Genomic DNA, 22,666 nt, shown 5'->3' with positions numbered 1-22,666 from the left:
CCATTACAGGCTATTTTGTGTGTGCCCAAAGCCGCAGCAGCTCTATCTTGCCGACCAAAAACAAATATGAAGCCCTAATCCTTTAAAACTTGTTTAGATTGTGAAATTTTGTGGAACGAAATATGCGGGGTTGAATCGTGTCCCGTACTCTTTATAGTCCGCTTACTACACTAACTTAGCTGTCCGTTTGGCTTGGCGCTCAAAAGCTACTTAAGAAGGAATATAGTGTTTGCGGTTAAATTCTGTAACAATTGACACGCAGCTGGTTGTTGTGTGCTATACTGTATCCTAGGTAAGACCTTGGGCTACAATAAGGCGCATTGTTGCGTTCTCCTTGTAGCAGGAAACCCCACTTAAACAACAATTAGATAGCAATGTTGAAGCAAGCGCACAAAACAGTTTCGGTTGCTTAAGTAGCCTATTGCCCGCTATTTAAGCGAAATTTAGAAGGAGGTTTATTAATGCCTGGAAAAATTACTCTGAGCGTCATTAAGGCTGATGTCGGCGGTTACGTTGGGCACAGTGACGTTCACCCGGCGCTTCTTAAGAGGGCCGAGGAAAGGCTCGAAGCAGCTAAAAAAGAGGGCCTTATCATCGATTACTCGCGCCAGAAGGTTGGCGATGACATCGCCCTTATCATGACGCACAAGCACGGCATGGACAATGTTGACGTCCACAAATTCGCATGGGAAACATTTGAGGCATGCACTGAGGTAGCAAAAGAACTGGGCCAGTATGGTGCAGGTCAAGACCTTTTAGCGGATGCGTTTTCCGGCAATGTCAAGGGTATGGGTCCTGGTTGTGCCGAGATGGAGTTTGAAGAGAGAAAGAGTGAACCGGTTCTTGTATTCTTAGCCGACAAAACCGAGCCAGGTGCATGGAACTTCCCAATTTATAAGGTATTCGCCGATCCGTTTAACACAATCGGCCTCGTTATCGACCCGAATATGCACGACGGATTTGTTTTTGAAGTGCACGACCTCGTCGAGGAAACACGCATCTTCTTCAAGCTTCCAGAAGAGCTTTACGAGATGCTGGTATTTATCGGCGCTCCGAGCCGCTATGTAGTTAAGAACGTCTTCCGTAAGACGGATATGGAGCCCGCAGCGGCGACATCGACCCAGAAACTTTACAAGCTTGCCGGCCGTTACGTTGGTAAAGATGATCCGGTCATGATCATTCGCTGCCAGAGCGGTCTGCCGGCCGTAGGCGAGGCGCTCGAGCCGTTCTCCTTCCCGCATGCGGTTGCCGGTTGGATGAGGGGAAGCCATCACGGCCCACTCATGCCGGTATCGGTAACGCAAGATACACCAACCCGCTTTGACGGCCCACCGCGCGTTGTCGGTCTTGGCTTCCAGATTGCAAAAGGCAAGCTCGTAGGGCCACGCGACATGCTCGGCGACGTCTCTTACGATAACGCCCGCAGGCTTGCACTTAATGTGGCCGATTACTTTCGCACACACGGTCCGTTTGAGCCGCATCGCCTGCCGCTCGATGAGATGGAATACACCACTATGCCGCAGGTTATGGAAAAACTCGCATCACGTTTTGAGAAAACGACCGAAGCAGAAGTGGTCGAGTAAGAAACGCGTTTTGAAAAATAGTAAGCGACGGAACGCAAGTTCCGTCGCTTTTTTTATGCGCCCCTCAGAACTCTGCCATGAGCAATTCCACTACTTGTAAAAAAGAGACTGTAGGGCGAGCATGATTTATAGTACAATAGATGCTGATTTGCTTTGGGTACAGATAATAATGTTTGCATCCTAGTAAAATAAGAAGTTTGCCAAATTTATTGGGGGTGATATGGGAATGAGAAAACCGATTCAGCTTGCCACCAGCGCAATAGTTCTCTCGCTCATCGGGATATTCGCAATAGCTATCCTGCGCTCACCGGAATTTTGGGAGTGGTTTCGAGATGCCGATGCATTAAATCTTCTTATTGGCGGTATCTTTCTGCTCATACCAATAGTTGCAGCAATGGTAAGCTATTACGAATACCACGGGATCGGGTGTCAGGATGGCATTATGCGGCGCGGTCCGCATGAAAACGTCATCGCAATTACCTTTGATGACGGACCGAACCCCATATATACGCCGAAGATTTTGGATGTCTTAAAAGAAAAAGGCGTCAAGGCCACATTTTTTGTAGTCGGATGCCACGTTAAGAAGTACCCTGAGGTCGCCAAACGTATTGTCGATGAAGGGCACGACATCGGCAATCATACATACACCCATAAAGACATGGTGCCTTCAACGCGCCGCATGGTGCTCGCACAAACACGGAAGACAAATCATATTATCGAGCAGGTAACGGGCGCTAATACCAAACTGTTCCGTCCGCCGCGGGGGATTTATAGTACCGCAGTTCGCAAGGTAATTGTCGACGAGGAAGGCTACAACCTGATTCTGTGGACAGTAAGCAGTGTTGATTGGCGAGGCTTGAGTCCACAGCGGATTCTGCGACGAATCACCCGTTTTGCGCGGCCCGGCGCTATTTTGCTCTTTCACGATAGCGGTGCGCTTGTTCGTCGCGAAGGGGCCAGCCGTGAGAATACGGTTGAATCTCTTGGCCTAGTAATCGATCATTTGCATGCAAGAGGATTTGAGATTATCCCGATCTCTGAAATGTTACGCCGTCTCGAAGAGCAAGAGATGGAGACAAGCGGAATTCTTACGCAAGCGTAACAGTAGAATAGCAATTTATGGCCCGAAACGTTTCGGGCCTTTTTCTTTATATGTACCAGTGTGTTATTAGTAATACCGGTAGATATATATAAACCATTGTAAATCTAACGTTGACACCAGAATAACTTTAAAACCATGAAAATCGTTATCGCTCCAGATAAGTTTAAAGGGACACTCGACGCAACATCGGTTGCGCATGCTCTTGCGGCCGGCATAGCAAGCGTCATACCGCACGCCGACATCCTCACTGCCCCGATGGCCGATGGTGGCGAGGGCACCGTTGATGCGCTGCTTGCCGTGGTTGGTGGCGTGCGCCACAATGTGGTTGTAACCGGTCCGTTAGGTGAGCCCGTTAAAGCCGGCTTTGCCGTGTTGTCCGATTCCAGTGCGGCAATCGAGATGGCGCAAGCATCCGGGCTTGTCCTCGTGCCGCCGGATAAACGCGATCCCCTCATAACTACCACCTACGGAACCGGCGAACTTATCGATATGGCACTTGATACGGGCACGAAGCGTATCGTTATCGGTATCGGGGGAAGCGCAACTGTGGATGCCGGTGTGGGGTGCGCCCAAGCGCTCGGCGTCAAACTGTTAAAGGCGGACGGAAGCCCGATCGGCTTCGGCGGCGGCGAACTCATAAAAATCAGCGCTATCGATGTAAGTGCTCTCGACCCACGGGTGTGGGGCACCGAGTTTCTCGTGGCGGTTGATGTTGACAATCCGCTGTACGGCCCGCTCGGTGCCGCGCACGCGTTTGCGCCCCAGAAGGGAGCAGATGCCCAAACCGTCTTTGCGCTCGAGCAGGGGGCAATTCACTTTGCGCATATAGTAAAGCGCGATCTTGATATCGACGTTTCTGAGCTACCTGGTGGAGGAGCCGCCGGCGGTCTCGGCGCCAGCTTGGTTGCATTGCTCGGCGCACGCCTGGTGCCGGGCGCGCAACTCATCGGCGAGTCGCTGAAATTGACGGAGAAAGTCGAGGAAGCTGCACTTGTTATAACCGGAGAAGGTCAGCTCGACGGGCAAAGCGCACACGGCAAAGCGCCGGCCTATGTGGTGCAGCTCGCCCGGGAAGCAGGGGTGCCGGTCGCCGTTGTTGTGGGAAGACTTGGGTCGGGCTACGAGGTGTTCCAACGAAACGGCCCGGTTAGAATCGTTGCCCTAGCAGATATCGCTCCTTCGCTTGACGCCGCCATGCACGACCCGGCACGCTATCTCGAGCAAGCCGGCAAAGAACTCGCGGCAGCGCTGCTCGCCTAAACTAGCATCTATCCCTTTACTGAAGATATCACTTATGGAAACTTACCCCAGGAAGTTGTACACTATTACTGAACAAGCTGTTAACAAATCATGAACACAACGGATCTGGTGAGGGAATGCTTGAACTACTGTTTCGGTCACGGGTTACCGCAAAACTGGTTACCTACTTCGTTAGCCAACCTTCAGTGGAAGTATATCTGAGGGAGGTAAGTCGCGCTATTGATGAGCCGGCAAGCGCGGTTCAGCGAGAATTGGGGCGGCTCGAGGCGTTTGGCTTAATTCGCTCCCGTCGTCACGGCAACCACAAGTACTTTACCCTCGAACAGCAATTTCCCATACTGCCTGAACTGCGGCGCCTCTACACCAAGACCGATGGGGCGGCCGAGTTTTTACGCGAGCGCCTGGAGGCACTCGATGGCGTACAACTTGCATTTATCTACGGTGAGTTTGCTGGCCCGGAACACGACAGGGCCGAAAGCATCGATACCGTAATCATTGGAACGGTAGCCCGCCACGAGATTGACATGATTGTGCCTGATGTTGAGACAACACTCGGGAGAAAACTCCAATACATCCAGTACTCCCCGGAAGAGTTCCGGCACCTTATCGAAGAAAATGACGCGTCACTTGCGGCGGCGCTAAATGGTGAGAAGATCGTTTTGATAGCAAATCTAGCGGAAAAACGATAAGCGCTCGTTAACCCCTAATGGGATTTCCGGCCGATGAGAAAGTCTATCGCCTCAGCCCAACCTAACCCCATCGCCTCATGAGTGATAAAAACATTCGGATAATCCTTAATGCGCTCGAGTAGCTCAGGGTTGGCGATCACCGCATTGCGCACTAAAAACAGCACGCCGACTTCATTGGCGAGTTCGAGGTCGGCGATAGAATCCCCGATGGCCGCCGTGAGGTCCTTTGGAATATCGCGGGTTTCGCGGTCTTTGCGCACGGCCGATGACTTACTACTGGCCTTAGGCAACAGGTGGTACGCATGAACTTCCCGGATGTCTGCGGCCAGTGCAGAACTGCGCCGGTGGACCAGGCCGTTATCGATTACTTTTAGCTCGCCGTGCCCGTGGCCGGCAAGAAGAGCGTTCGCCGCACCGCAATCGATGCGCCCGCGAAGCAGGTGTGTGCACTCGCGTCCTTCCGACCAAGGTAGATGGTATTCAAGGCGGCCTTTGAAGGTTTCAAGTAAAAGCTTAGGCGCGCCACACCGGTCGATCTCATGCCAAACCGAGCTCTTGGTGATCGGAAAATCCCCTACATTTAAGAGCACGACTTCGCCGCGGCTGTAGACGATCTGGCAGCCAAGCTCGGCGATCCAATTGGTAAAGCCCAAAATTCGAGCATCGGAGAAAAGCTGGTGGCGGTTGCGCCCCGAGACGAGCACGACGTCGATACTGTTCAGATGACACTGCAGCACTGCTTGGGCGACGGAGCCGGTAAAGACACTTCGCTCATCCTTAAAGAGACAGCCACCCGGCCCGAGCAGCGTCCCGTCGACGTCGCTGTATATTACCCGAGTTTCCGGCGCCATAAAGTCAATAAGCTCTACCGGCCACGGCTCGATATAGTCAGCCATTGAAAGCTTCTCAAGTAAATTCAATCCCATATGCAGCGTTCCTTTAATTTACACCCCGCAATGTTAAAACCTACACTATATTGTAGTACCGCGGCGCCCGATTTAAAAGCCCGGATCGAATCGGTGTAAATCAAAAGATGTTTAACCAACCGCTGAATAACGCATATAGTTTTCGAATCTTCGGTCGATATAGACGGTAGGACAGCTGCGAAGGTAAGGGTGATAACCATGACAGAAAAAACCGTACTCCATCCCGATGTTCTCGAGCAGATCGATCGCATCGGCACCGCCGATATAATTGTCGGGATTCCAAGCCTTAGAAACGCCAGCACTATCGCCCACGTGGTTGAGCAGGCTTCACTCGGCATGACAACATACTTCCCCGAGCTAAAACCCGTGCTTATCAACTCGGATGGCGGCTCAGAAGACCGGACGCGCGATGTTGTTCTAGCAACCCCGGTGCCGAAAACCGTTGAGAAGATCGTGACACCGTACCGCGGTCCCGCGGGCAAAGGGAGTGCGTTTCAGACCATTTTCGAAATCGCCGATCGCTTAGCCGCACAAGTAATCGTCGTGGTAGATTCCGATCTTCGAAGCATCACGCCGGAGTGGATCAAACTGTTGGGTGACCCGATTTACCGGCACAACTATGGGTATGTCACACCATATTACCTGCGGTATAAATATGACGGGACGATCACCAACTCCATCGCCTATCCGCTGACCCAGTCGCTCTACGGCAAACAGGTCCGCCAGCCGATCGGCGGTGATTTCGGCGTTTGCCGGGCACTCGCCAAGCTTTACAGCCAGCAAGATATCTGGGAAGAGGAGAATGTGCACCAATTCGGCATCGATATCTGGATGACAACCATGGCGATTAACGAGGGATTTCGGATTTGCCAATCGGCCATGGGTGTAAAATTGCATGACGCCAAAGACCCGGGAGCCGATCTGGGTCCGATGTTTCGCCAGGTCGTCGGCACGATATTTTCATTGATGTGCCGCTATGAAGCAAAGTGGAAGGTAGTCGAGGGAAGCACCCCGGTTAATATCTACGGACGGACGGTCGAGGCGGCACCCGAGCACTTTGCGGTCGACATGTACCGTCTCATTAAAAAGTTTAAAGAGGGCTTTCATGCCAACGATACACTGCTAGCGAAAATCCTGGCACCGCAAACATTTGCCGAAGTCGAGGCGCTCAGCCGCCCTTCACAACATATATTTAGCTTTCCCACCGATCTCTGGGCTAAAGTCGTCTATGACACCGCGTGCGCGTACAACTTTAGCGCTTTTGATCGACGCGCAGTGATCGACGCGCTCATGCCGCTTTACTTTGGGCGCACCGCTTCGTTTGTCATGGAAACGGAGGTCATGAGCGACACCGAAGCGGAAGCCGGTGTTCTCGAAACGGCCTCGGTCTACGAGCGCCTTAAACCGTACCTTGTTGAACGCTGGGATCAACAGAGGACAATAATCGGCCGCCGCTCGTGCGCGTAACGCTCAGTAAGTGGCGCTATCAAAGAACAAGCCCCTGTCTTGTGCAGCGACTTAATGTAAAATTCATTTGTGCGTAACCTAATCGTAACAAATCAGGACTACTGTTAATCATAAGCCCCTTGGATACGGAAGGTGGAAGCACAATTAAAGTCGGCATTATAACTTTTGATTCTGCTTTTGCGCACGATATGCGGCAAGCACTTGTGCAGCATGGAATTTCAGTAATTGATAATAATGGTGCGAGCGAGACGGCAGATCTAATCTTGCTAGACTGCCGCGCCTCAAACGAGCTGCCTGCTCAATACCGGCGCTTACGGGAAGAGCATGTAATTATCCCGATCGTGCAATCGGGCTCCGAGCTTGCAATCAATGAGTTTGTCGATGTTGCGGATATCATCTTTTACCCATGCACCACAGAAGAGCTAATAGCGCGCATACGGCTTACTGCGTCTCGCAACCAGATCGTTTACGATGACGACGTCCTAGATCTCGGCGGGTTTCACATCAACTTCAGCAACTATGAGGTAAGCATTGACGGAAAGCCGCTCGATTTAACATTTAAAGAATACGAACTGCTACGCCATCTAGCCATGTCACCAGGGCGTGTATTCTCGAGAAGCCAATTGCTGAAAAGCATATGGGGCTACGACTACATTGAGGGCGCCCGTACCGTTGATGTACATATCAGGCGTTTGCGCTCAAAGCTTGGATCAAAATATGCTGCGCTAATCGAGACAGTACGCCATGTTGGTTATCGCTTCAAACGGATGTAATTTCATTTTGTTTCACGGAACCATGCCTACGCGGTTATGCCTATCGCGCGTTCTTGGCGGCGAAGCAGCACGAGATCATCATCTATGAACGGGTTGTCACCGGACAGACCGAGCTGAGCGTATGCCTCAGGCGGTATGCCGATATCTGCAAGCCAGAGCGCCCCTACATACTCGGTCGCGGTATCGGTAAGCGTACCTTCTTTTGGCAACGCAAGAGCTATGGTCGCGCTTGCTTTGATGCACGCATCATGTACCTGCCCCGTTGTCGCATCTAGCCCCGATGGTACATCGAGTGATATAATCGGGCGCTTTGCACGGTTTGCTGTTGCAATTGCGCTCGCAAATTCAGAGGCGGGCGCACCTTTTGCGCTGTAGCCAAGGATCGCATCGATTATGAAATCGAACTTGCTGAGATACGCGAGGTTAAGGCGGTCTCCGCTCTCTATTGGTAAATCCATAGACTTAAGAATGTTGAGCTGGGTAAGCGCCGAACGCTTCAGTGAACCTTCATGTGCAACGAGCACAACTCGTATATTCGCGCCCCAATTATGCAGGTTACGAGCAGCTGCCAGCCCGCCACCGGCATTTTTGCCGTCACCGGCAAGTACTACAATATCCCTGCTCTCGACCGAACCGTCGGAGAGTATCCGGCAGACACGGGCAAGCGCCCTGCCGGCGTTTTCAACAATCTGCGTAATCTGGAACCCATAATTATAGATGGCCAGGCGTTCGATCTCTTCCATTTGATCCGCCGTGACTGAGATTAACTGTTTCATTTCGACCTCCCGTTGGTGCTTTACCGCTTCTATTACCGTCGTCCCAATGGCGGCATGACGTATACTGCAAGGAAGTATAGGACGGCGATAACAATTATAACGATTGCCGCATACTTGATTGCGGCGTAACCGACCAGGTTGTCCCCGCTGTCCGGAATATAATCATGTTCTTGCTCTTGTCTGTGAATTTCCTCGTCCGTCTGTTTAGGCCTCATAGAGCCCACCTCCGCGTTGTTGCACAGTTTGCTAGCGCCGGCCGATTATACCAGTCTCTTGAATTCATTCCCGCACGGGGGTTTTTTGTAACAGGCCGCACGCAAGGTGTGCGGGGGAGCGCCTATAAAAAAATATTGAAAAGCGACTGTGTTAAGGATATGCTCATTTCACGGTCACGCACGCTTTTACGTAACAAATATTCGCAGGCACAACCGACGTTATGGAGGCAGCCATGATAGACAAGAAGCCGGTTTTCACCTATCTCGCAATTACTTTTCTAATAACCTGGGGGATAGAAGCAGTTCTTATAACGAACGGCATCTCCTTTATCGGCTATCCGCCGCAGTATGCGCAGTTGGTGGTCGCCGGCGTCATGCTCATCCCGGCGCTCGCAGCTTTGATAACCGCTCGAGTCTACCGGGAAAAAGTCGTCCCCTACGGCTGGCACATCGGGCCGATCAAACCGTATATCTTTATTCTTATTGCCATGCCCCTCATCTACGCCGTTGTCTACGCGCTGACGGTTCTTCTCGGTGTGGGAACGTTTGATCTGGGACTTAAAACATTCATAAGCGATGTGCAGAAAACGGCGGGCGGCCAAAAACTGCCGCCGTTTAACCCGGCACAAGTGACGGCCGTGCTGCTGTTGATATCGGTCTTCGTGTCACCGTTTTTCAACAGCCTGGTTGCGCTCGGCGAGGAAATCGGCTGGCGAGGGTTTCTGCTGCCCCGGCTCATGCCGCTTGGCAAAGTTAAGGCATACTCGTTGATGGGCGTGATCTGGGGCCTGTGGCACGCGCCGCTCGTGATTATGGGGTTTGGTTATCCCGGTTATCCGGTGCTCGGCATATTTATGTTTATCATCTTTACCACGTTGATCGGAATAATAATCAACGAGCTCACGCTAAAATACAAAAGCGTTATTCTTGCGGGTTGGATTCACGGCACGTTTAACTCGCAAAGCTATGGGATCTGGCGGCTCATTGTAGTCAACACCCAGCCGCTTCTCGGCGGTATCGCCGGGCTCATCGGTTTTGTCATGCTCGGCGCTATCGCATACTTCATCATGCGCTTTAATGGGTACCGGGAGCCGACAGCCGTCACCGAACCGGCAAGTGCATAGACATTAAATGGTAGGGGCCTAAAAAAGCAGGGAAGAGTATGGATAATATCATCACGATCGCAAACTTAGTAAAGACGTATGGGGGCACGAAGGCCGTTGACGGCATCTCGCTCAGCGTCGCCCGCAGCGAGGTGTTCGGTATTCTGGGACCGAACGGCGCCGGTAAAACAACGACGCTAGAGATGGTCGAAGGTTTACGAAAACCCGACGATGGCACTATTACCATTGATAACGTGCCGGTATGGCCGAACCCTAAGAAAATCAAAAACCTTATCGGCGTGCAGCTCCAGACCACCGCACTGCTCGATCACCTTAGTGTGCGCGAACTCGTGCGGCTGTTCGGCTCGTTTTATGGGATTCGTATCTCAAACAAAGCAGCCGACGCGCTTCTCGACGAGGTGGCATTGACCGAGAAGGCAAAAGCGATGGTACATCAGCTTTCCGGCGGCCAACAGCAGCGGCTCTCTATTGCTCTTGCCCTGGTAAACGACCCCAAGGTTATCTTTTTAGACGAACCGACCACGGGCCTCGATCCGCAAGCCAGGCGTAAGCTCTGGTCGGCGGTCGAGCGAATCAACACAGAAGGAAAAACGGTGGTGTTGACCACGCACTATATGGAAGAGGCCGAGGTCTTATGCGGTCGCATCGCCATCATGGATAATGGCCGTATTATCGCGCTCGATACGCCCGACGGCCTCATCCGATCGCTCGGCGCCGATGCCAAGGTAACCTTTACCGCAAAGAGCGCGCTCGATGAGGGGCGCCTGGCACAGCTTCCCGAAGTTTCGGAAGTGGGCCGGGATGACGCCAGCTATATGTTCTATACGGGTGATATTCAAGCGAGCATCACCGGACTTTTGCGTTTCGTTGAGGCCGAGCGCGTGCGAGTTGAAAACCTCAACGTCACCGGGGCGAACCTCGAGGACGTATTTTTACACATGACCGGAAGGGGGCTGCGCGAGTAATGCGATTTGTCGCAATGACACTTGCCAGTATTAAAATGACGGTGCGGAATCGACAGGCATTATTTTTCCTGTTTTTATTCCCCATTCTCTTTATCCTATTGTTTGGGGTTATTTTTAGTAACGACCAGGGCAACGCAAGCATCTCAGTGGTTAGGCTGGACAACTCGTCTCTCGCCACATCAATAACGGACGGTCTTGGAAAGGTGGATAAGCTCAGTGTTACCCAGGAAAGCCGCTCCAAAGCAATCGACCGTCTTAAAAACGGCAAAGTAGACGCTGTTCTTGTGCTCAACAAAGGGTTCGCAAAAGGTTTTCCAGAGCGTCCCGCCCAGATAGAACTCTATTACGATCCATCATCGACGAAATCGCAAATGATGCGGGGAACGGTGAGCGCAGTGCTCTCCGGGATGGAGCGCGCGATGATTAAAACTCCACCGCTGATCGCAGTAATAAGTAAAAGCGTGCAATCCGATCAGCTTAACTATATCGATTTCTTGCTGCCCGGCGTGCTGGCAATGTCGCTGATGAACTCGGGGCTCTACGGTATCGCTACCGCGACCGTCTCGCGCCGTGAAAAGGGCGTTTTGCGCCGCATTAAACTTACGCCGATGCCGCTTAGAGAGTTCATCGGCGCCGGGATCATCAATCAGCTCATCGTATCGATACTGCAATCGGCACTGCTTATTGCAGTCGGATATTTTGTATTCGGCGTACACTTAACCGGCAGCCTGATAAGCCTCGCAGTCGTTGTTACCGTCGGCAGCCTGTGCTTTATCACCATCGGGTTTGTAATCGCAAGTTTTGCCAAGACCGCCGATTCCGCATCGACGCTCGGCAACATCATCGGCATGCCGATGATGTTCTTAGGCGGGGTGTTTTTCCCGGTCGATAACGCACCGGCGTGGATTCAGCCGCTTATCAAAGTAATTCCGCTAACATATTTAGCTAATTCGCTGCGCGATGTCATGGTTCGGGGGCAGGATCTTGCCACACAGCAAAGCAACCTCTTAATACTGCTTGCGGTCACTGCGGTGATGTTCGCGGTATCAATTGTCTTCTTCCGCTGGGAATCTGAGGCAAAATAGGTTCAATACGCTTGTAAGGCTGCCGGTTGCACGGCAGCCTTTTTTATTGCTACAGTAGTGTTACAAGCTAGCGCCAAAGAAGCTTAGTGGTCGCGCCCAGACCGCATTCTATATCAACAGCACGTTTTTATTATGGTTTCATTGGGTAATCGTAATCCAATTCTGTCATACCATCATATGTCGGATTTTTGACCCGGAGGTAACTATGAAGAAGATTGCATTGTTTATAACGATCATCGTGCTTGTCGTTCTCTCCAGCCAGATTGCGCTGGCTGCGGAATTTAAAGCGAATAATGCCGTAACGATTCCGAGTGGGCAGACGATTAATGACGACCTTTATGTCGGCGGCGGCACCGTCGTTATCGACGGCACTATAAACGGTGATCTGCTCATCGGCGGCGGCAACGTGACGGTCAACGGTCCGGTGCGCGACGACGTCATGATAGGCGGCGGCAATGTAACGATTAACGGTAATGTCGGACAAACTATCCGTGCGGGCAGTGGCACGCTGCTGATCAACGGTAGTACGGGGCAAGACCTGGTTGTGGCGGGCGGCACCATCGACGTGGCGTCAAAGGCCAAAATCGGGCGCGACTCGGTTATCTCCGGCGGAACGGTTCGCTTGGGTGCCGAGACCGTACGGAACCTGTCTGGTGCGGGCGGCGATTTTACCCTCGACAACCGCGTGGGGGGCAACGCCCAAATTCAAGTCAGCAACACCTTAACGCTTACGAAAAATGCCTTGATCAACGGCAATCTCACCTACTCCGCTCCAAAAACGGCAACGTTCGAATCCGGTTCCAAGGTGAACGGTAAAACTACATTTCACCGGGTGGAACAGCAGCAACGAGGTAGGTCGGCCGCTTCATACATAATTGGGTTTATCGTGTCATACCTGGCCGCCCTTCTTTTCGGTATCGTGCTGCTGGCGCTGTTCCCGGTCCGGGTCACCGAAATCGCAGATACCATTCGAACCAAGCCGTGGATCAGCCTGCTGATTGGTTTCGTGCTGCTGATTGTAGCGCCGATCGCGATTATCATTCTTCTCGTATTCGTCATCACTATACCAATTGCCCTGGTATTGGCGTTCCTTTATGCGCTTGGGCTATACACCGCAAAGATATTCGTGGGTTTGACCGCCGGTCGGTTCATTACCGAGTATTTCAAACTGGGCGGCGGCAATTATGTTGCGTTGCTCATCGGTCTTTTAATAGTCATGTTGCTCGGAGCGATCCCGTTTCTGGGCGCGCTACTCCGCTTCTTGTATATACTATTCGGTCTCGGGGCTGCCGCATATGCCATTTACCAGGCGCATACCGTGCGAAGGACGGAAGTTCCTGCGGCTCCCGCACCGCAGTAAGGCCGTGCTTAACAGTTGTATAATTTTATTAATGGGTAGCTTATAGCTGCTGTAGTTTGTACGGCGCTGGTCTATACTATGGTTGGCAGAAAACAACCAACCTTGCAGGCCGCACAACGGTCGCTTTCATGGTCGGCCTATCGCGCGAAGATTTTTCCGTCGCGTATCCGTCGGCATGGAGCCATACGCGCTCGACCATTCAGATCGATAGGTAAAAAGAGGGCATTGTAGCTGCGTACAATTTTCGCAAACCCCACTTCCGGGCAACATCTCCCGGGTCGATGTATGCCGCCCAGCGCACATGGGCGCGGTGACCTATACCGTTCGGGTCATCCTCACCGATGATGCAACCGCGAAACAGGCGGACATTGCCAAAGGCATCTTGAACAGCGTGCGTACGGCACACAAGACATATCATCGGGAAGTGTTATAAAAAGCAGGTCACTCGCTGTTGATTATTTAACCCTGTAATCTCAAGCCAATAATCTTAGCTACACCCTCTCTTTTTCCATAGGCCTTCTTATGTTCTATCATCTATGGCTTTCCCCTTGCGTAGACGCTTGGAACTCCATGTTAAATACGCATGGCGACTCAATAAACAAGTCATATTTTATTGAAAATCAGATTATACCCCTATACGTATATAAGCAGGAAATATGCTTGATGTGCTTTCAAACCGGTTGGATACAGCTCGATTTATTACCCTTATCCAGTTTATGTGCCTCTGTACGGGGGAAAACACAATCGCTGATATCGCCAAAAGGGGGTGAAACAATGGATGCGATACAAAGAAAGACGTTCCGCTTAAAGGAGGTGCGATACGTGAGGAAAATAGTGATACTAGTAATGGCTGCAGTAATCCTATTGTGCATGAGCGCTGTAGCATTCGCCCTACAAGACCCACCATCGCCGCCCGCTACAGTTTATAAGGGCAATATTGTCGCCAACACCTTTACACCGGTCGGCGCCAACGGGGCGGCCAAGGATTACAGATACTTCGAACTTGGCCAAGCCCAGGGAGCAGCTTTTCAAAGCTATGCAACGAGCACCCATGTCTACGGTACATGGAACAGCCCATTTACAGCTGGCGTCGACGGCTACAATTATAACGATGCGCAGGATTATGTGGGGGCCGGAGACCAAACCGATTTTGCGTCCGGCAATCCTCTATTCCAGGCAGGCCCGCACGGCGGATATCTGACCACGACGCACCGGTGCCGTGAGTGCCACGCAGTCCACCGCGCGTCCGGCAGATTCAAGCTTTTACGCTCTGATACCAGGTTTGAGGCGTGCGACTGGTGCCACAGCACCGGTGCCGGCTCAGGCCACAATATCGAAATGGACAATAACGATCTCTACACCACGGAGTACAATGTCGGCCATACCTTGGGCTACGGTATCGACAGCGGTAAGTGGAAAGCGCCCGATGATACCTACCCGGCATTTACCCCCAACTATTATCTCGGTGGTTTCTCCTGCTTCGACTGTCACAGCCCGCACGCCAACCCGCAGCGGATGCTTGGCTACAATAGTGCCGGTATAGCTGTTGGCTTATTGGGCACCGATGGTAAGCGGTACGGAATTGCCGACCCGGGTCACGATAGCATTACCGCCGTTGACTCAACACATATTGCCTCAAGGCCGGTATACCTCTCCGGCAGCTGGCTGCTCATTAAGGATCCGGACCAAGAAATCGCCAGCAGTACGGGCTTAAGCGTGAGCAGCGGTATTACAGGAGATCCTGCGGTAAGCTGGGCCATCAACGGCGAGATACCCGATGTTGTGACGGCGGGGCTTAATGAGTTCGATAGCGTTGATATGTATCCGGTTAACAAGATTGCCATCGATTGGAGCAATCCGGTCGGCGCCGCTTCCGGGGCAGTCGCGAGCACCGGTTTCACTACCCGAAACACGACGGATAGCTTCTGGAGTGTTACCGAGTTCTGCACCGATTGCCATGACGGTAATGCCGGCCTCAATAACGTTGCCGTTCCGATGTTTAGCGAAGATCGAGCGCTGCGTGGCCAGACAACCACAGGTAGCAGCAACGGCAGCGTCTGCACCGGCACCACTGCTAATTGGAAGGGCAGCTACGACATAGGCTATGCTCACGACGAGCAGTCGCGCAACACCTGCCAGCGCCAAATGCTGTTCAACCCGGAAGATAATCTTGATTACGGCCCGAATTGTCGAAACTGCCATAGGGGGTCAAGCGCCTGCGGGACGTGTCATAACGCGGGAGCGGTTGCTTATACCGATAACGCAGTGACTGCCTCTGACAATTCGCAGAATCTAACAACGTACATCGTCACGCGGACAAGCACCGGCGACTCGAATGCGTTTGCGGCCTCAAGCACCGCAAACATGAACGGTGTGACCGGCTTCTATAGGGTGTCGCGCACGGTTGCGTGGGATTCGGGCTGGAGGCTCTCGCCCAATGTCAACGCGCCGGTATATGACGCCCAGGGGTACATTACCCAGTATAGCTCCGGTGGTAATATAGCCGCTACGTGTTCTGATAATGGTTTTAGTTGGCCGCATAGAACGCTTGGGTGGAAGCTGCTCAAGGATGATCTTTTCGGCATCAACTTTGATGGCAGCCCGGTTTCCGCCGGCCAGGCACGAACTATAGGCGGTATGTCCTATACCGTCCATGATCTGGACAGTGTTTGTCTTGATTGCCATAATCCGAGGGTATGGCGGGCGACAAGCCCCAGCAACCATACCGATGCCACCGGCAGCACTGCCGATGATTATAACGATGAACTCCTGCTTCGCGGTTTACCGTAAAGCAGATACGAATAGTACTGTTGTGCGCAAAAGGCCTGCTTTAGCAGGCCTTTTGCTGAATCTATCCAAGCCGGTTAACTCAATTTGCACCTAGTTTAAGCGGTTATACTGTTCGATTACCGCGTTTTCTTCTTTGAGCCTCACCTCGTAGACTTTTCGTACGCTTTCATACGCGGCAATTTTCTTGTTGTAATCGGCCACTTTTTGATTATATGTTTTGATCAACTCGTTGTGGTTTTTAACTAAGCCATTATATGCTTGCGGGTTGCTTGTGATATCGCCCTCGATGTTGCCTCGCAGCTGGCTGAGCTGGATTTTAAGCTGGTCGAGCTCTGTTTTTGCCGTATTGATTTGCGCATACTGTGCATCGAGCTGGCTCTTTAGTTGAGCAAGCTCTGATTTTTTCGTGTTAATGCTGCCGAGAATGCCGTTTAGATATTTCGTTCGTGCCGAATCGATGGCGATAGAAAAATCGCCATCGATCGGGGTGCCGGTGTACTCACATCCGTAGATGTCGGAGTTATTGATCGCCTCATCGTTTCGTATGTCGGTGAGATAAATATACGTCGGCTTGAGTTCGTAGAACGTCGCCGCCTTCGTTTCGCCCCATGTCGGGTCGAACGGCACCCAGCCCAAGCCTTTGATGTATACCTCAGCCCAGGCATGACCCTTAGTCGAGTTGTTTTTCACCGTCGGGATGCCGCCAATGCAGCGTGCCGGAATTCCCTTGGCACGGCATAATGCGACGAACAGATCGGAATACTCTACGCACACACCCGTTTTTATGGTTAGCGCACGAGCAGCCCCGATTGCACGCAAATCGCCACTCTGCGCTTTTGCGTTATCGTAGGTGAGATCGGCCAACACAAAATCATAAATTTTCTTGATCGTATCTAGTTCAGTTGTACCCTGCAGCCGCTTAGCCGCTGCCTGGATAGACGGGCCGGTTACCTCGAGGTATTTTTCGTCCTTGAGGTACTTATTAAGGTTTCCAGGCGGTGTTGCATCCGGGTTTTTCTGTGCGGTTGCAAGGTCGTAGCGAAGTAGTTTAAGCTTGCTCGTAATCTGGATGGTAAAATCCTGTTTCGGGTTATCAACCACAAACTCTGCATAGCGATTATTGCCCAGGTCAAAGACACGTTTAGGCTGCACTGAAAACTGTATGCCGAGCACATCCTGTCGCTTTGCGATCGTTTTTGGAATCAAGCAGGTTATTGTTGCCGTTGATTTGTGCCCCCAAGGCAACTTCTCCAGCAAGGTGTTTTGGCTTTTGCCGACCGTTACTTTATACGATGCCGTATAGGTAATCATGTCTGCTTGCTCGGCTAGCGACGTATCGAACGATTGCGTCGTTCCTAAATCGGTAGGCACTGCTACGGGTTGTGAAATCTCGCCGTTAATGAGGGCCGGTTCTTGGATTTCTTCCGGCGGAGTCCGCTCACTGCTCTGAGTGTCGTTGGTCGAAATGATGCCTTTTATCTCGTCCCGCGCTTGTAGACGTAAGTTATCAAGGTTATTCCCACACCCAGCAAGAGTTACGGCCGCACAAGCTATCAACAAGAGGGTGCCGAGCGCACGACGATGCCTTGTGCGTGTCCACACTACACAAATCCCACAGATTATACTTATTGTGAGAGCCGTAATTAACAGTAAAGGTGTATTCATCTACAATCCGGTTATGCTGTGCTGGCGGGCGCTCTATAAGACAAGTTGCCCGAATCAAACTTGCTTCAGCTCGATTATCTAATAAGACACGGCAAAATGCCAGTCTCGTTAAATTGAGCTATGACTAGGCGGTACCATACACAGCTGCAGCCCCTGAAGAGACCGCATCGACGATTGAGCAGATGACGGCAACGGTCAAGCAAATCGATATCATCGATGTCGTAAATGAAATCGCATTCCAGACCAATCTCTTAGCCCTAAACGCTGCAGTCGAGGCGGCCAGTGCGGGCGAGCAAGGCAAAGGCTTTGCCGTTGTAGCGGGGGAAGTTAGAAACCTCGCCCAAAGAAGTGCGGAAGCCGCAAAAGAGATCATTGGTTCCGTGCAGAATGTAGCGGAGACAATCTCTGAGATATCATACGCTTCACAAGAGCAAGCCACTGGAATTGACCAGGTAAATAAAGCGGTAGCCATGATGGATGAGGTAGTACAATCCAATGCCGCGCTTGTTGAGAAGAGTGCAGCGGCATCCGAGTCGCTTGCAATGGAAGCAGAAGAGCTTTAACGCTTGATGCAGCAATTCAAGCTCTCTCAGGACGAGAAACGCGAGAAGGCAAAATCGACTAAGAGAAGTACCAAGCATGCCAAGGTGACCAGCATTACGAAAAAAGCACCCGCTAAGATCACTAAAAAAGCAGCTGGCGCAGAAGACATGCCGGTATCATCCGACGACGGGTTCGAAGATTTCTAAAAAGGAGATGGAGCACGTGGAAAAGATAGCACAGCTAAACGATACCAACTCCGCAGCACAGGTAAACCAATTCGTAACGTTTGCAATCGGGGATGAAGAGTATGCGGTTGGGGTGCTGAAGGTTCAGGAGATCATCGGCTATCAGCAGCCGACCAAGATACCTAACGTTCCGGCCTTCGTGAAGGGCGTCCTAAACCTGAGAGGTTCGGTTGTCCCGGTTACCGATTTGCGCTTGAAGTTCAATATGAATGAGCGCGAGTACGATATGTTTACCGTTATCCTCATTCTAGAGATACAGGGTAGAACAATGGGCGCGATCGTGGACGCCGTCTCGGATGTAATTTATCTAAGCCGGGATGAGATACAGCTAACACCCGATTTCTCATCAGGTATAACGGTCGATTTCATATCCGGTATGGGCCGGAAAGACAGCAGGCTTACCATCCTGCTCGATATCGACCGAATGCTGAACTCGACAGAGCTTGCAGCGCTTGATGCGGCATAATTGACAGCTGCGGCTTTGGGAAAAAATCAAAGCGAAAGCCCTAAAGAATGCTATGAAAAGCCATAGTAGGCGGTAGAAAAACGCCATAGGCGCCTTCCGAAAGGAAGGCGCCTATTTTGTGCCCCCGGCATGAATCGAACATGCGACACCAGGTTTAGGAAACCTGTGCTCTATCCCCTGAGCTACGGAGGCAACAAATTTACCTTTCTGAGTATAAAGCTGCGGATTTGTATCGTCAAGTTTGGCGGAGGGGCAAATCGGCGTGCTGTAGTGCGTATTTAAGCCAGGCAGAGCCGCTCACAAACCTCACAAATATACCGGGCAGCGTTTGACTTTACCGCTTTGCTGCTCTATCATTAATTCTTAAGCATAGAAAATACCTGTGTGATGAAGGGAAAGAGTACGGGTAGACCAGGGTCAAAGAGAGCCGGTGGAGGGTGCGAGCCGGTACCGGGTTTACGTCGGGAAGCCGTCCTGGAGCAGCCGGGCTGAACGCGCTAACGCGATTAATAGGCTCGAGCCGGTGGCACCGTTATAGCCGGAGTCGTGTGACTTCATGAGGCCGTATGCTGCGAGGCATCGGCGAAAATGGGTGGTAACGCGAGTGGAATTTGTGCCTCTCGTCCCGTTATGGGATGAGGGCATTTTTGTTTTTAGGGCCAAAATTGCACGCTATATGTCGTAGGTTGTGAGGTTGGGAGTATGACTGATTTTAGATTTGATCAATGGAAGGATCTCTATGCTTCCCGGGTAAAACATATGAAATCGTCGGCGGTTCGTGAACTGTTGGCAGTTACGGCGCGACCGGACATCATCTCGTTTGGCGGCGGCTTGCCGGATACGAGAATGTTCCCCATGCACCAGATTGTCGAGGCGACGCAGCATGTTATGGAGCGCGAGGGCCCGGCGGCACTGCAATACGGCCCCTCGGAAGGGCACGAGCCGCTTAAACGCCATATCGTCGCGCTCATGGACGAGCTCAACGTCGATGTCGGTATCGATGATCTTATCGTCACCGATGGCGCCCAGCAGGCGCTCGAGCTTCTGGCAAAGATCTTCATCAGTAAAGGCGATATCATCATCGTAGAAGCGCCGAGCTATGTCGGAGCGCTGCAGGCGTTCTCCGGTTACGAGCCGAACGTGATCGCAATCCCGCTCGACGATGACGGCATGCGCATCGATCTTTTAACCGAAACGCTTGAGAAATTATCAGCCGACGGCAAGCGGGTAAAGTTCGTCTACACCATTCCCAATTTCCAGAACCCGGCCGGCGTTACGATGAGCGAAGAGCGGCGTCACGAACTCCTTGCGCTCTCCGGACAATATCGCTTCCTGGTAATCGAGGATGACCCGTATGGAAAGCTGCGTTTTGAGGGTGAAGCACAACCGGCAATGCGCTCGATGGATGAGAACGTCATCTATCTCGGCACCTTTTCGAAGATATTTGCCCCGGGCATGCGCCTGGGATGGATTATCGCCCCCAAGGCGATCCTGGAGAAGATTATCAACGCTAAGCAGGCCGCTAATCTATGTACTAGCTCGTTTGTCCAGCACGTGACCGAGGAATATATGAGCTCCTTTGATTGGCGCGCAAACACGGAGATGTTAACCGGCGTATACCGCGAGCGCCGCGATGCGATGTTGCGAGCGCTTGAAGAATACTTACCGGAAGGGGCTATCTGGACGCGTCCAAGCGGCGGGCTCTTTATCTGGGCGACACTTCCCGACGGTCTCGATTCCGGCGAAATGCTCGCGGAGGCGATTCGCGAGGCCAAAGTGGCCTACATTCCGGGGGCCGCTTGTTACTTTAAAAATGGGCCGACGCACAGCATGCGACTTAACTTCTCGTACTGTACACCCGATGTGATAGATGAGGGCGTAAAACGCCTCGGGGTGGTAGCAAAGCGCCAGCTCGCTCTGTACCAGTCGCTGCTTAAGGGTTATAAGCCTCGGCAAAAATAAAGTTTCAAGGGTGCGCTTGAATTGCATATATTATTGCTGGTAAACGCATAGTTGTTACCTATTTGATAACGGTTGTTAAGATATACGTAACAACTATAATGGTATGTAACAAGCATGCTACACATAGTAGTGTGGCTGCTTGTAACGATTAACGGTTCGTGCCGTGAAATGGAGGAGAGGGCAGTGAGAGAAAAAATTGCAGTGCTCATGGGGGGTCGCTCGCTCGAGCGCGACATCTCGCTTAAAAGCGGGCATCGAGTATACGAAGCATTGCGCGAGAAAGGCTTTGCGGTCTCGAAACTGGACGTTGACGAAAACCTGGTAGTGAATCTTAAATCCGATCCGGTCGATCTGGTATATATTGCGCTACACGGCAAATATGGCGAGGATGGCACGGTGCAGGAACTCCTCGAGATCATGGGTATTCCTTACACAGGCCCCGGCGTTTATGCAAGCACGGTGAGCTTCGATAAGGCACTCTCAAAAGAGATCTTCCAGCGGAAAGGCATTCCGACGCCCGATTACTTTACGCTCACAGCAGGAAGCTTTCGCGAAATGGGTGCGGCCGGGGTGCTCGATAACATCGTCGACCAGCTTGGCCTACCGATCATCGTTAAACCGGCGGGGCAAGGTTCGGCACTCGGCATAAAAATTGCGCACACTAAGGAGCAGCTACCAGGCGCACTTATCGGAGCGCTCTCTTATGACGATAAAGTTATCTTAGAGAAGTACATTACGGGCCCGGAGGTAAGCGTGAGCGTTGTCGGCGATGAAGAGCCGCAAGCACTTCCCGTCATCGAGATCAGCACACAAAAGGAGTTTTTTGATTTCGATTCCATGTATTCTATGGGCCAGACCGAATATTTTATACCGGCACGATTGCCCGCCGAGCTGATAGATCGCGTTCAGCAGATTGCAATTGGAGCGCACACCGTGCTCGACTGCCGTGATGTTTCAAGAATCGACATAAAGGTAACTGAAGACGGTGAACCTTATGTGCTCGAGCTCAACACCAGCCCGGGCATGACCGAAACCAGCCTCCTGCCGATGGCAGCGGCCGCCAAGGGCATCGAATTTGCCGACCTGGTCGAGATGCTGGTTGGATTCGCTTTGAAACGGACGCACTGCGTTTAAGAGCATAAAAGATGGGTATCTCAGTAAGATAGCGGATTTAATATTCTTTGAGGAGGTTGTTTTCAATGGCTGAGGGAAAAGGTGGATTTGGCCGGTTCATGGCTTTTATTATCGGTGGCGCAATCGGCGCAATCGGCGGTATGCTGCTGGCTCCGCGTTCCGGCGAGGATACCAGGGAGCGTATTCGCAAGCAAGCCGATGAAATGATAGAAGAAGGCCGTGAGCGCTATGAAGAGCAGCGCGGTCACATGTCTGAAATGGCGCAAGAGCAAGGTAAAGTCATTCGCGGTCGCATCGAAGACGCGAGGGGTCGTCTTCTGCGCGGCGTCGAATCGGCATCGGATACGATGAAAGAGAAGATCAGCGAGGGTGCAGACCAAGCACAACAGGCCACTTCTAAAGCAGAAGAAAAAACGGAAGAAATAAAGAAAGAGGGCAAGGGCGTCTAAAGCATGCTCCGGTCTCACTAATCTGTAAAACAAACCGCCAGCAATAGGGTTAACCGAATTGCTGGCGGTTTTTCTATTCCGCAGAGA

The 22,666-nt window shown here is 51.9% G+C and carries 21 protein-coding genes, 1 tRNA gene, 1 pseudogene and 1 other annotated feature; of the genes and pseudogenes, 18 read left to right on the top strand and 5 right to left on the bottom strand.

Translation table 11 applies throughout. From position 1 onward, the window contains the following. Positions 1 to 461: 461 nt before the first annotated feature. From fbp to VGK02_10780, 4 genes are all read left to right on the top strand, one after another. A complete protein-coding gene (fbp, locus tag VGK02_10795; GenBank protein ID HEY3375525.1) occupies positions 462 to 1,583 on the top strand; it encodes a fructose-1,6-bisphosphate aldolase/phosphatase in 1,122 nt (373 codons plus the stop codon). Between the two features lie 220 nt (positions 1,584 to 1,803). Next, positions 1,804 to 2,685 carry a polysaccharide deacetylase family protein gene (locus tag VGK02_10790; protein ID HEY3375524.1) on the top strand — a complete coding sequence of 294 codons (882 nt, stop codon included), beginning with the start codon at positions 1,804 to 1,806 and terminating at the stop codon, positions 2,683 to 2,685. Positions 2,686 to 2,820: 135 nt separating this feature from the next. Further along, positions 2,821 to 3,945, top strand: a complete 1,125-nt coding sequence (locus VGK02_10785) for a glycerate kinase (GenBank protein HEY3375523.1) — start codon at positions 2,821 to 2,823, stop codon at positions 3,943 to 3,945. Positions 3,946 to 4,061: 116 nt separating this feature from the next. Next, positions 4,062 to 4,634 carry a winged helix-turn-helix domain-containing protein gene (locus tag VGK02_10780; protein ID HEY3375522.1) on the top strand — a complete coding sequence of 191 codons (573 nt, stop codon included), beginning with the start codon at positions 4,062 to 4,064 and terminating at the stop codon, positions 4,632 to 4,634. A gap of 14 nt (positions 4,635 to 4,648) precedes the next feature. Here the strand turns inward: VGK02_10780 and VGK02_10775 are convergent, their stop codons facing one another. Further along, positions 4,649 to 5,560 carry an HAD hydrolase family protein gene (locus tag VGK02_10775; GenBank protein HEY3375521.1) on the bottom strand — a complete coding sequence of 304 codons (912 nt, stop codon included), beginning with the start codon at positions 5,558 to 5,560 and terminating at the stop codon, positions 4,649 to 4,651. Between the two features lie 198 nt (positions 5,561 to 5,758). On the opposite strand from VGK02_10775, the gene VGK02_10770 reads away from it, so the two are divergent. Both VGK02_10770 and VGK02_10765 read left to right on the top strand, forming a co-directional pair. Continuing rightward, positions 5,759 to 7,027, top strand: a complete 1,269-nt coding sequence (locus VGK02_10770) for a cell wall biosynthesis glycosyltransferase (protein HEY3375520.1) — start codon at positions 5,759 to 5,761, stop codon at positions 7,025 to 7,027. 119 nt (positions 7,028 to 7,146) lie between these two features. Further along, positions 7,147 to 7,800, top strand: a complete 654-nt coding sequence (locus tag VGK02_10765) for a response regulator transcription factor (GenBank protein HEY3375519.1) — start codon at positions 7,147 to 7,149, stop codon at positions 7,798 to 7,800. A 26-nt stretch (positions 7,801 to 7,826) separates the two neighbouring features. Here VGK02_10765 and VGK02_10760 read toward each other — a convergent pair whose 3' ends face one another. Together VGK02_10760 and VGK02_10755 are read right to left on the bottom strand one after the other, a co-directional pair. After that, positions 7,827 to 8,576: an NAD(P)H-hydrate epimerase gene (locus VGK02_10760; protein HEY3375518.1), complete on the bottom strand. Its 750-nt coding sequence runs from the start codon at positions 8,574 to 8,576 to the stop codon at positions 7,827 to 7,829. Positions 8,577 to 8,608: 32 nt separating this feature from the next. Further along, positions 8,609 to 8,791 carry a hypothetical protein gene (locus VGK02_10755; protein HEY3375517.1) on the bottom strand — a complete coding sequence of 61 codons (183 nt, stop codon included), beginning with the start codon at positions 8,789 to 8,791 and terminating at the stop codon, positions 8,609 to 8,611. Between the two features lie 233 nt (positions 8,792 to 9,024). Between VGK02_10755 and VGK02_10750 the strand changes: the two genes are divergently transcribed. From VGK02_10750 to VGK02_10725, 6 genes are all read left to right on the top strand, one after another. Then, complete coding sequence (locus VGK02_10750) at positions 9,025 to 9,915, top strand: CPBP family intramembrane glutamic endopeptidase (protein ID HEY3375516.1); 891 nt, start codon at positions 9,025 to 9,027, stop codon at positions 9,913 to 9,915. A gap of 38 nt (positions 9,916 to 9,953) precedes the next feature. Next, complete coding sequence (locus tag VGK02_10745; GenBank protein HEY3375515.1) at positions 9,954 to 10,880, top strand: ABC transporter ATP-binding protein; 927 nt, start codon at positions 9,954 to 9,956, stop codon at positions 10,878 to 10,880. Then, positions 10,880 to 11,965: an ABC transporter permease gene (locus VGK02_10740; protein ID HEY3375514.1), complete on the top strand. Its 1,086-nt coding sequence runs from the start codon at positions 10,880 to 10,882 to the stop codon at positions 11,963 to 11,965. The genes VGK02_10745 and VGK02_10740 overlap by 1 nt, the downstream gene beginning before the upstream one ends. 205 nt (positions 11,966 to 12,170) lie before the next feature. Next, on the top strand, positions 12,171 to 13,325 hold the full coding sequence (locus tag VGK02_10735; GenBank protein HEY3375513.1) for a hypothetical protein: 1,155 nt from the start codon (positions 12,171 to 12,173) through the stop codon (positions 13,323 to 13,325). 56 nt (positions 13,326 to 13,381) lie between these two features. Beyond that, positions 13,382 to 13,540, top strand: a complete 159-nt coding sequence (locus VGK02_10730) for a hypothetical protein (GenBank protein HEY3375512.1) — start codon at positions 13,382 to 13,384, stop codon at positions 13,538 to 13,540. Between the two features lie 607 nt (positions 13,541 to 14,147). Beyond that, positions 14,148 to 16,115: a hypothetical protein gene (locus VGK02_10725; GenBank protein ID HEY3375511.1), complete on the top strand. Its 1,968-nt coding sequence runs from the start codon at positions 14,148 to 14,150 to the stop codon at positions 16,113 to 16,115. Positions 16,116 to 16,205: 90 nt separating this feature from the next. On the opposite strand, the gene VGK02_10720 is transcribed toward VGK02_10725, so the two are convergent. Further along, positions 16,206 to 17,717, bottom strand: a complete 1,512-nt coding sequence (locus VGK02_10720) for a transglutaminase domain-containing protein (protein HEY3375510.1) — start codon at positions 17,715 to 17,717, stop codon at positions 16,206 to 16,208. A gap of 233 nt (positions 17,718 to 17,950) precedes the next feature. Here VGK02_10720 and VGK02_10715 point away from each other — a divergent pair. The 3 genes and pseudogenes from VGK02_10715 to VGK02_10705 all read left to right on the top strand — a co-directional run bounded on the left by VGK02_10715 (position 17,951) and on the right by VGK02_10705 (position 19,034). After that, positions 17,951 to 18,343 (top strand): annotated as a pseudogene (locus tag VGK02_10715) (methyl-accepting chemotaxis protein). 6 nt (positions 18,344 to 18,349) lie between these two features. Then, the gene (locus VGK02_10710) at positions 18,350 to 18,529 is read left to right on the top strand and encodes a hypothetical protein (protein HEY3375509.1); all 180 of its coding nucleotides are present in this window, start codon (positions 18,350 to 18,352) and stop codon (positions 18,527 to 18,529) included. A gap of 16 nt (positions 18,530 to 18,545) precedes the next feature. Beyond that, positions 18,546 to 19,034: a chemotaxis protein CheW gene (locus tag VGK02_10705; GenBank protein HEY3375508.1), complete on the top strand. Its 489-nt coding sequence runs from the start codon at positions 18,546 to 18,548 to the stop codon at positions 19,032 to 19,034. Between the two features lie 119 nt (positions 19,035 to 19,153). On the opposite strand, the gene VGK02_10700 is transcribed toward VGK02_10705, so the two are convergent. Beyond that, a tRNA-Arg gene (locus tag VGK02_10700) sits at positions 19,154 to 19,226 on the bottom strand. 186 nt (positions 19,227 to 19,412) lie between these two features. Continuing rightward, positions 19,413 to 19,665: a binding site (T-box leader), on the top strand. A gap of 71 nt (positions 19,666 to 19,736) precedes the next feature. On the opposite strand from VGK02_10700, the gene VGK02_10695 reads away from it, so the two are divergent. The 3 genes from VGK02_10695 (at position 19,737) to VGK02_10685 (ending at position 22,579) form a co-directional block, all read left to right on the top strand. Further along, the gene (locus tag VGK02_10695) at positions 19,737 to 20,996 is read left to right on the top strand and encodes a PLP-dependent aminotransferase family protein (protein ID HEY3375507.1); all 1,260 of its coding nucleotides are present in this window, start codon (positions 19,737 to 19,739) and stop codon (positions 20,994 to 20,996) included. Positions 20,997 to 21,179: 183 nt separating this feature from the next. Beyond that, the gene (locus VGK02_10690; protein ID HEY3375506.1) at positions 21,180 to 22,130 is read left to right on the top strand and encodes a D-alanine--D-alanine ligase; all 951 of its coding nucleotides are present in this window, start codon (positions 21,180 to 21,182) and stop codon (positions 22,128 to 22,130) included. Positions 22,131 to 22,195: 65 nt separating this feature from the next. Next, positions 22,196 to 22,579, top strand: coding sequence for a YtxH domain-containing protein (locus VGK02_10685; GenBank protein HEY3375505.1), 384 nt, complete (start codon positions 22,196 to 22,198; stop codon positions 22,577 to 22,579). The last annotated feature ends 87 nt before the right edge of the window (positions 22,580 to 22,666 follow it).

Origin of the sequence: Candidatus Aquicultor sp., assembly GCA_036504445.1 — a bacterium.
Classification (GTDB): Bacteria; Actinomycetota; Aquicultoria; order Aquicultorales; family Aquicultoraceae; genus DASXVE01.
The sequence above is the reverse complement of the archived record's forward strand: the minus strand, read 5'-3'. Positions and strand labels throughout refer to the sequence as shown.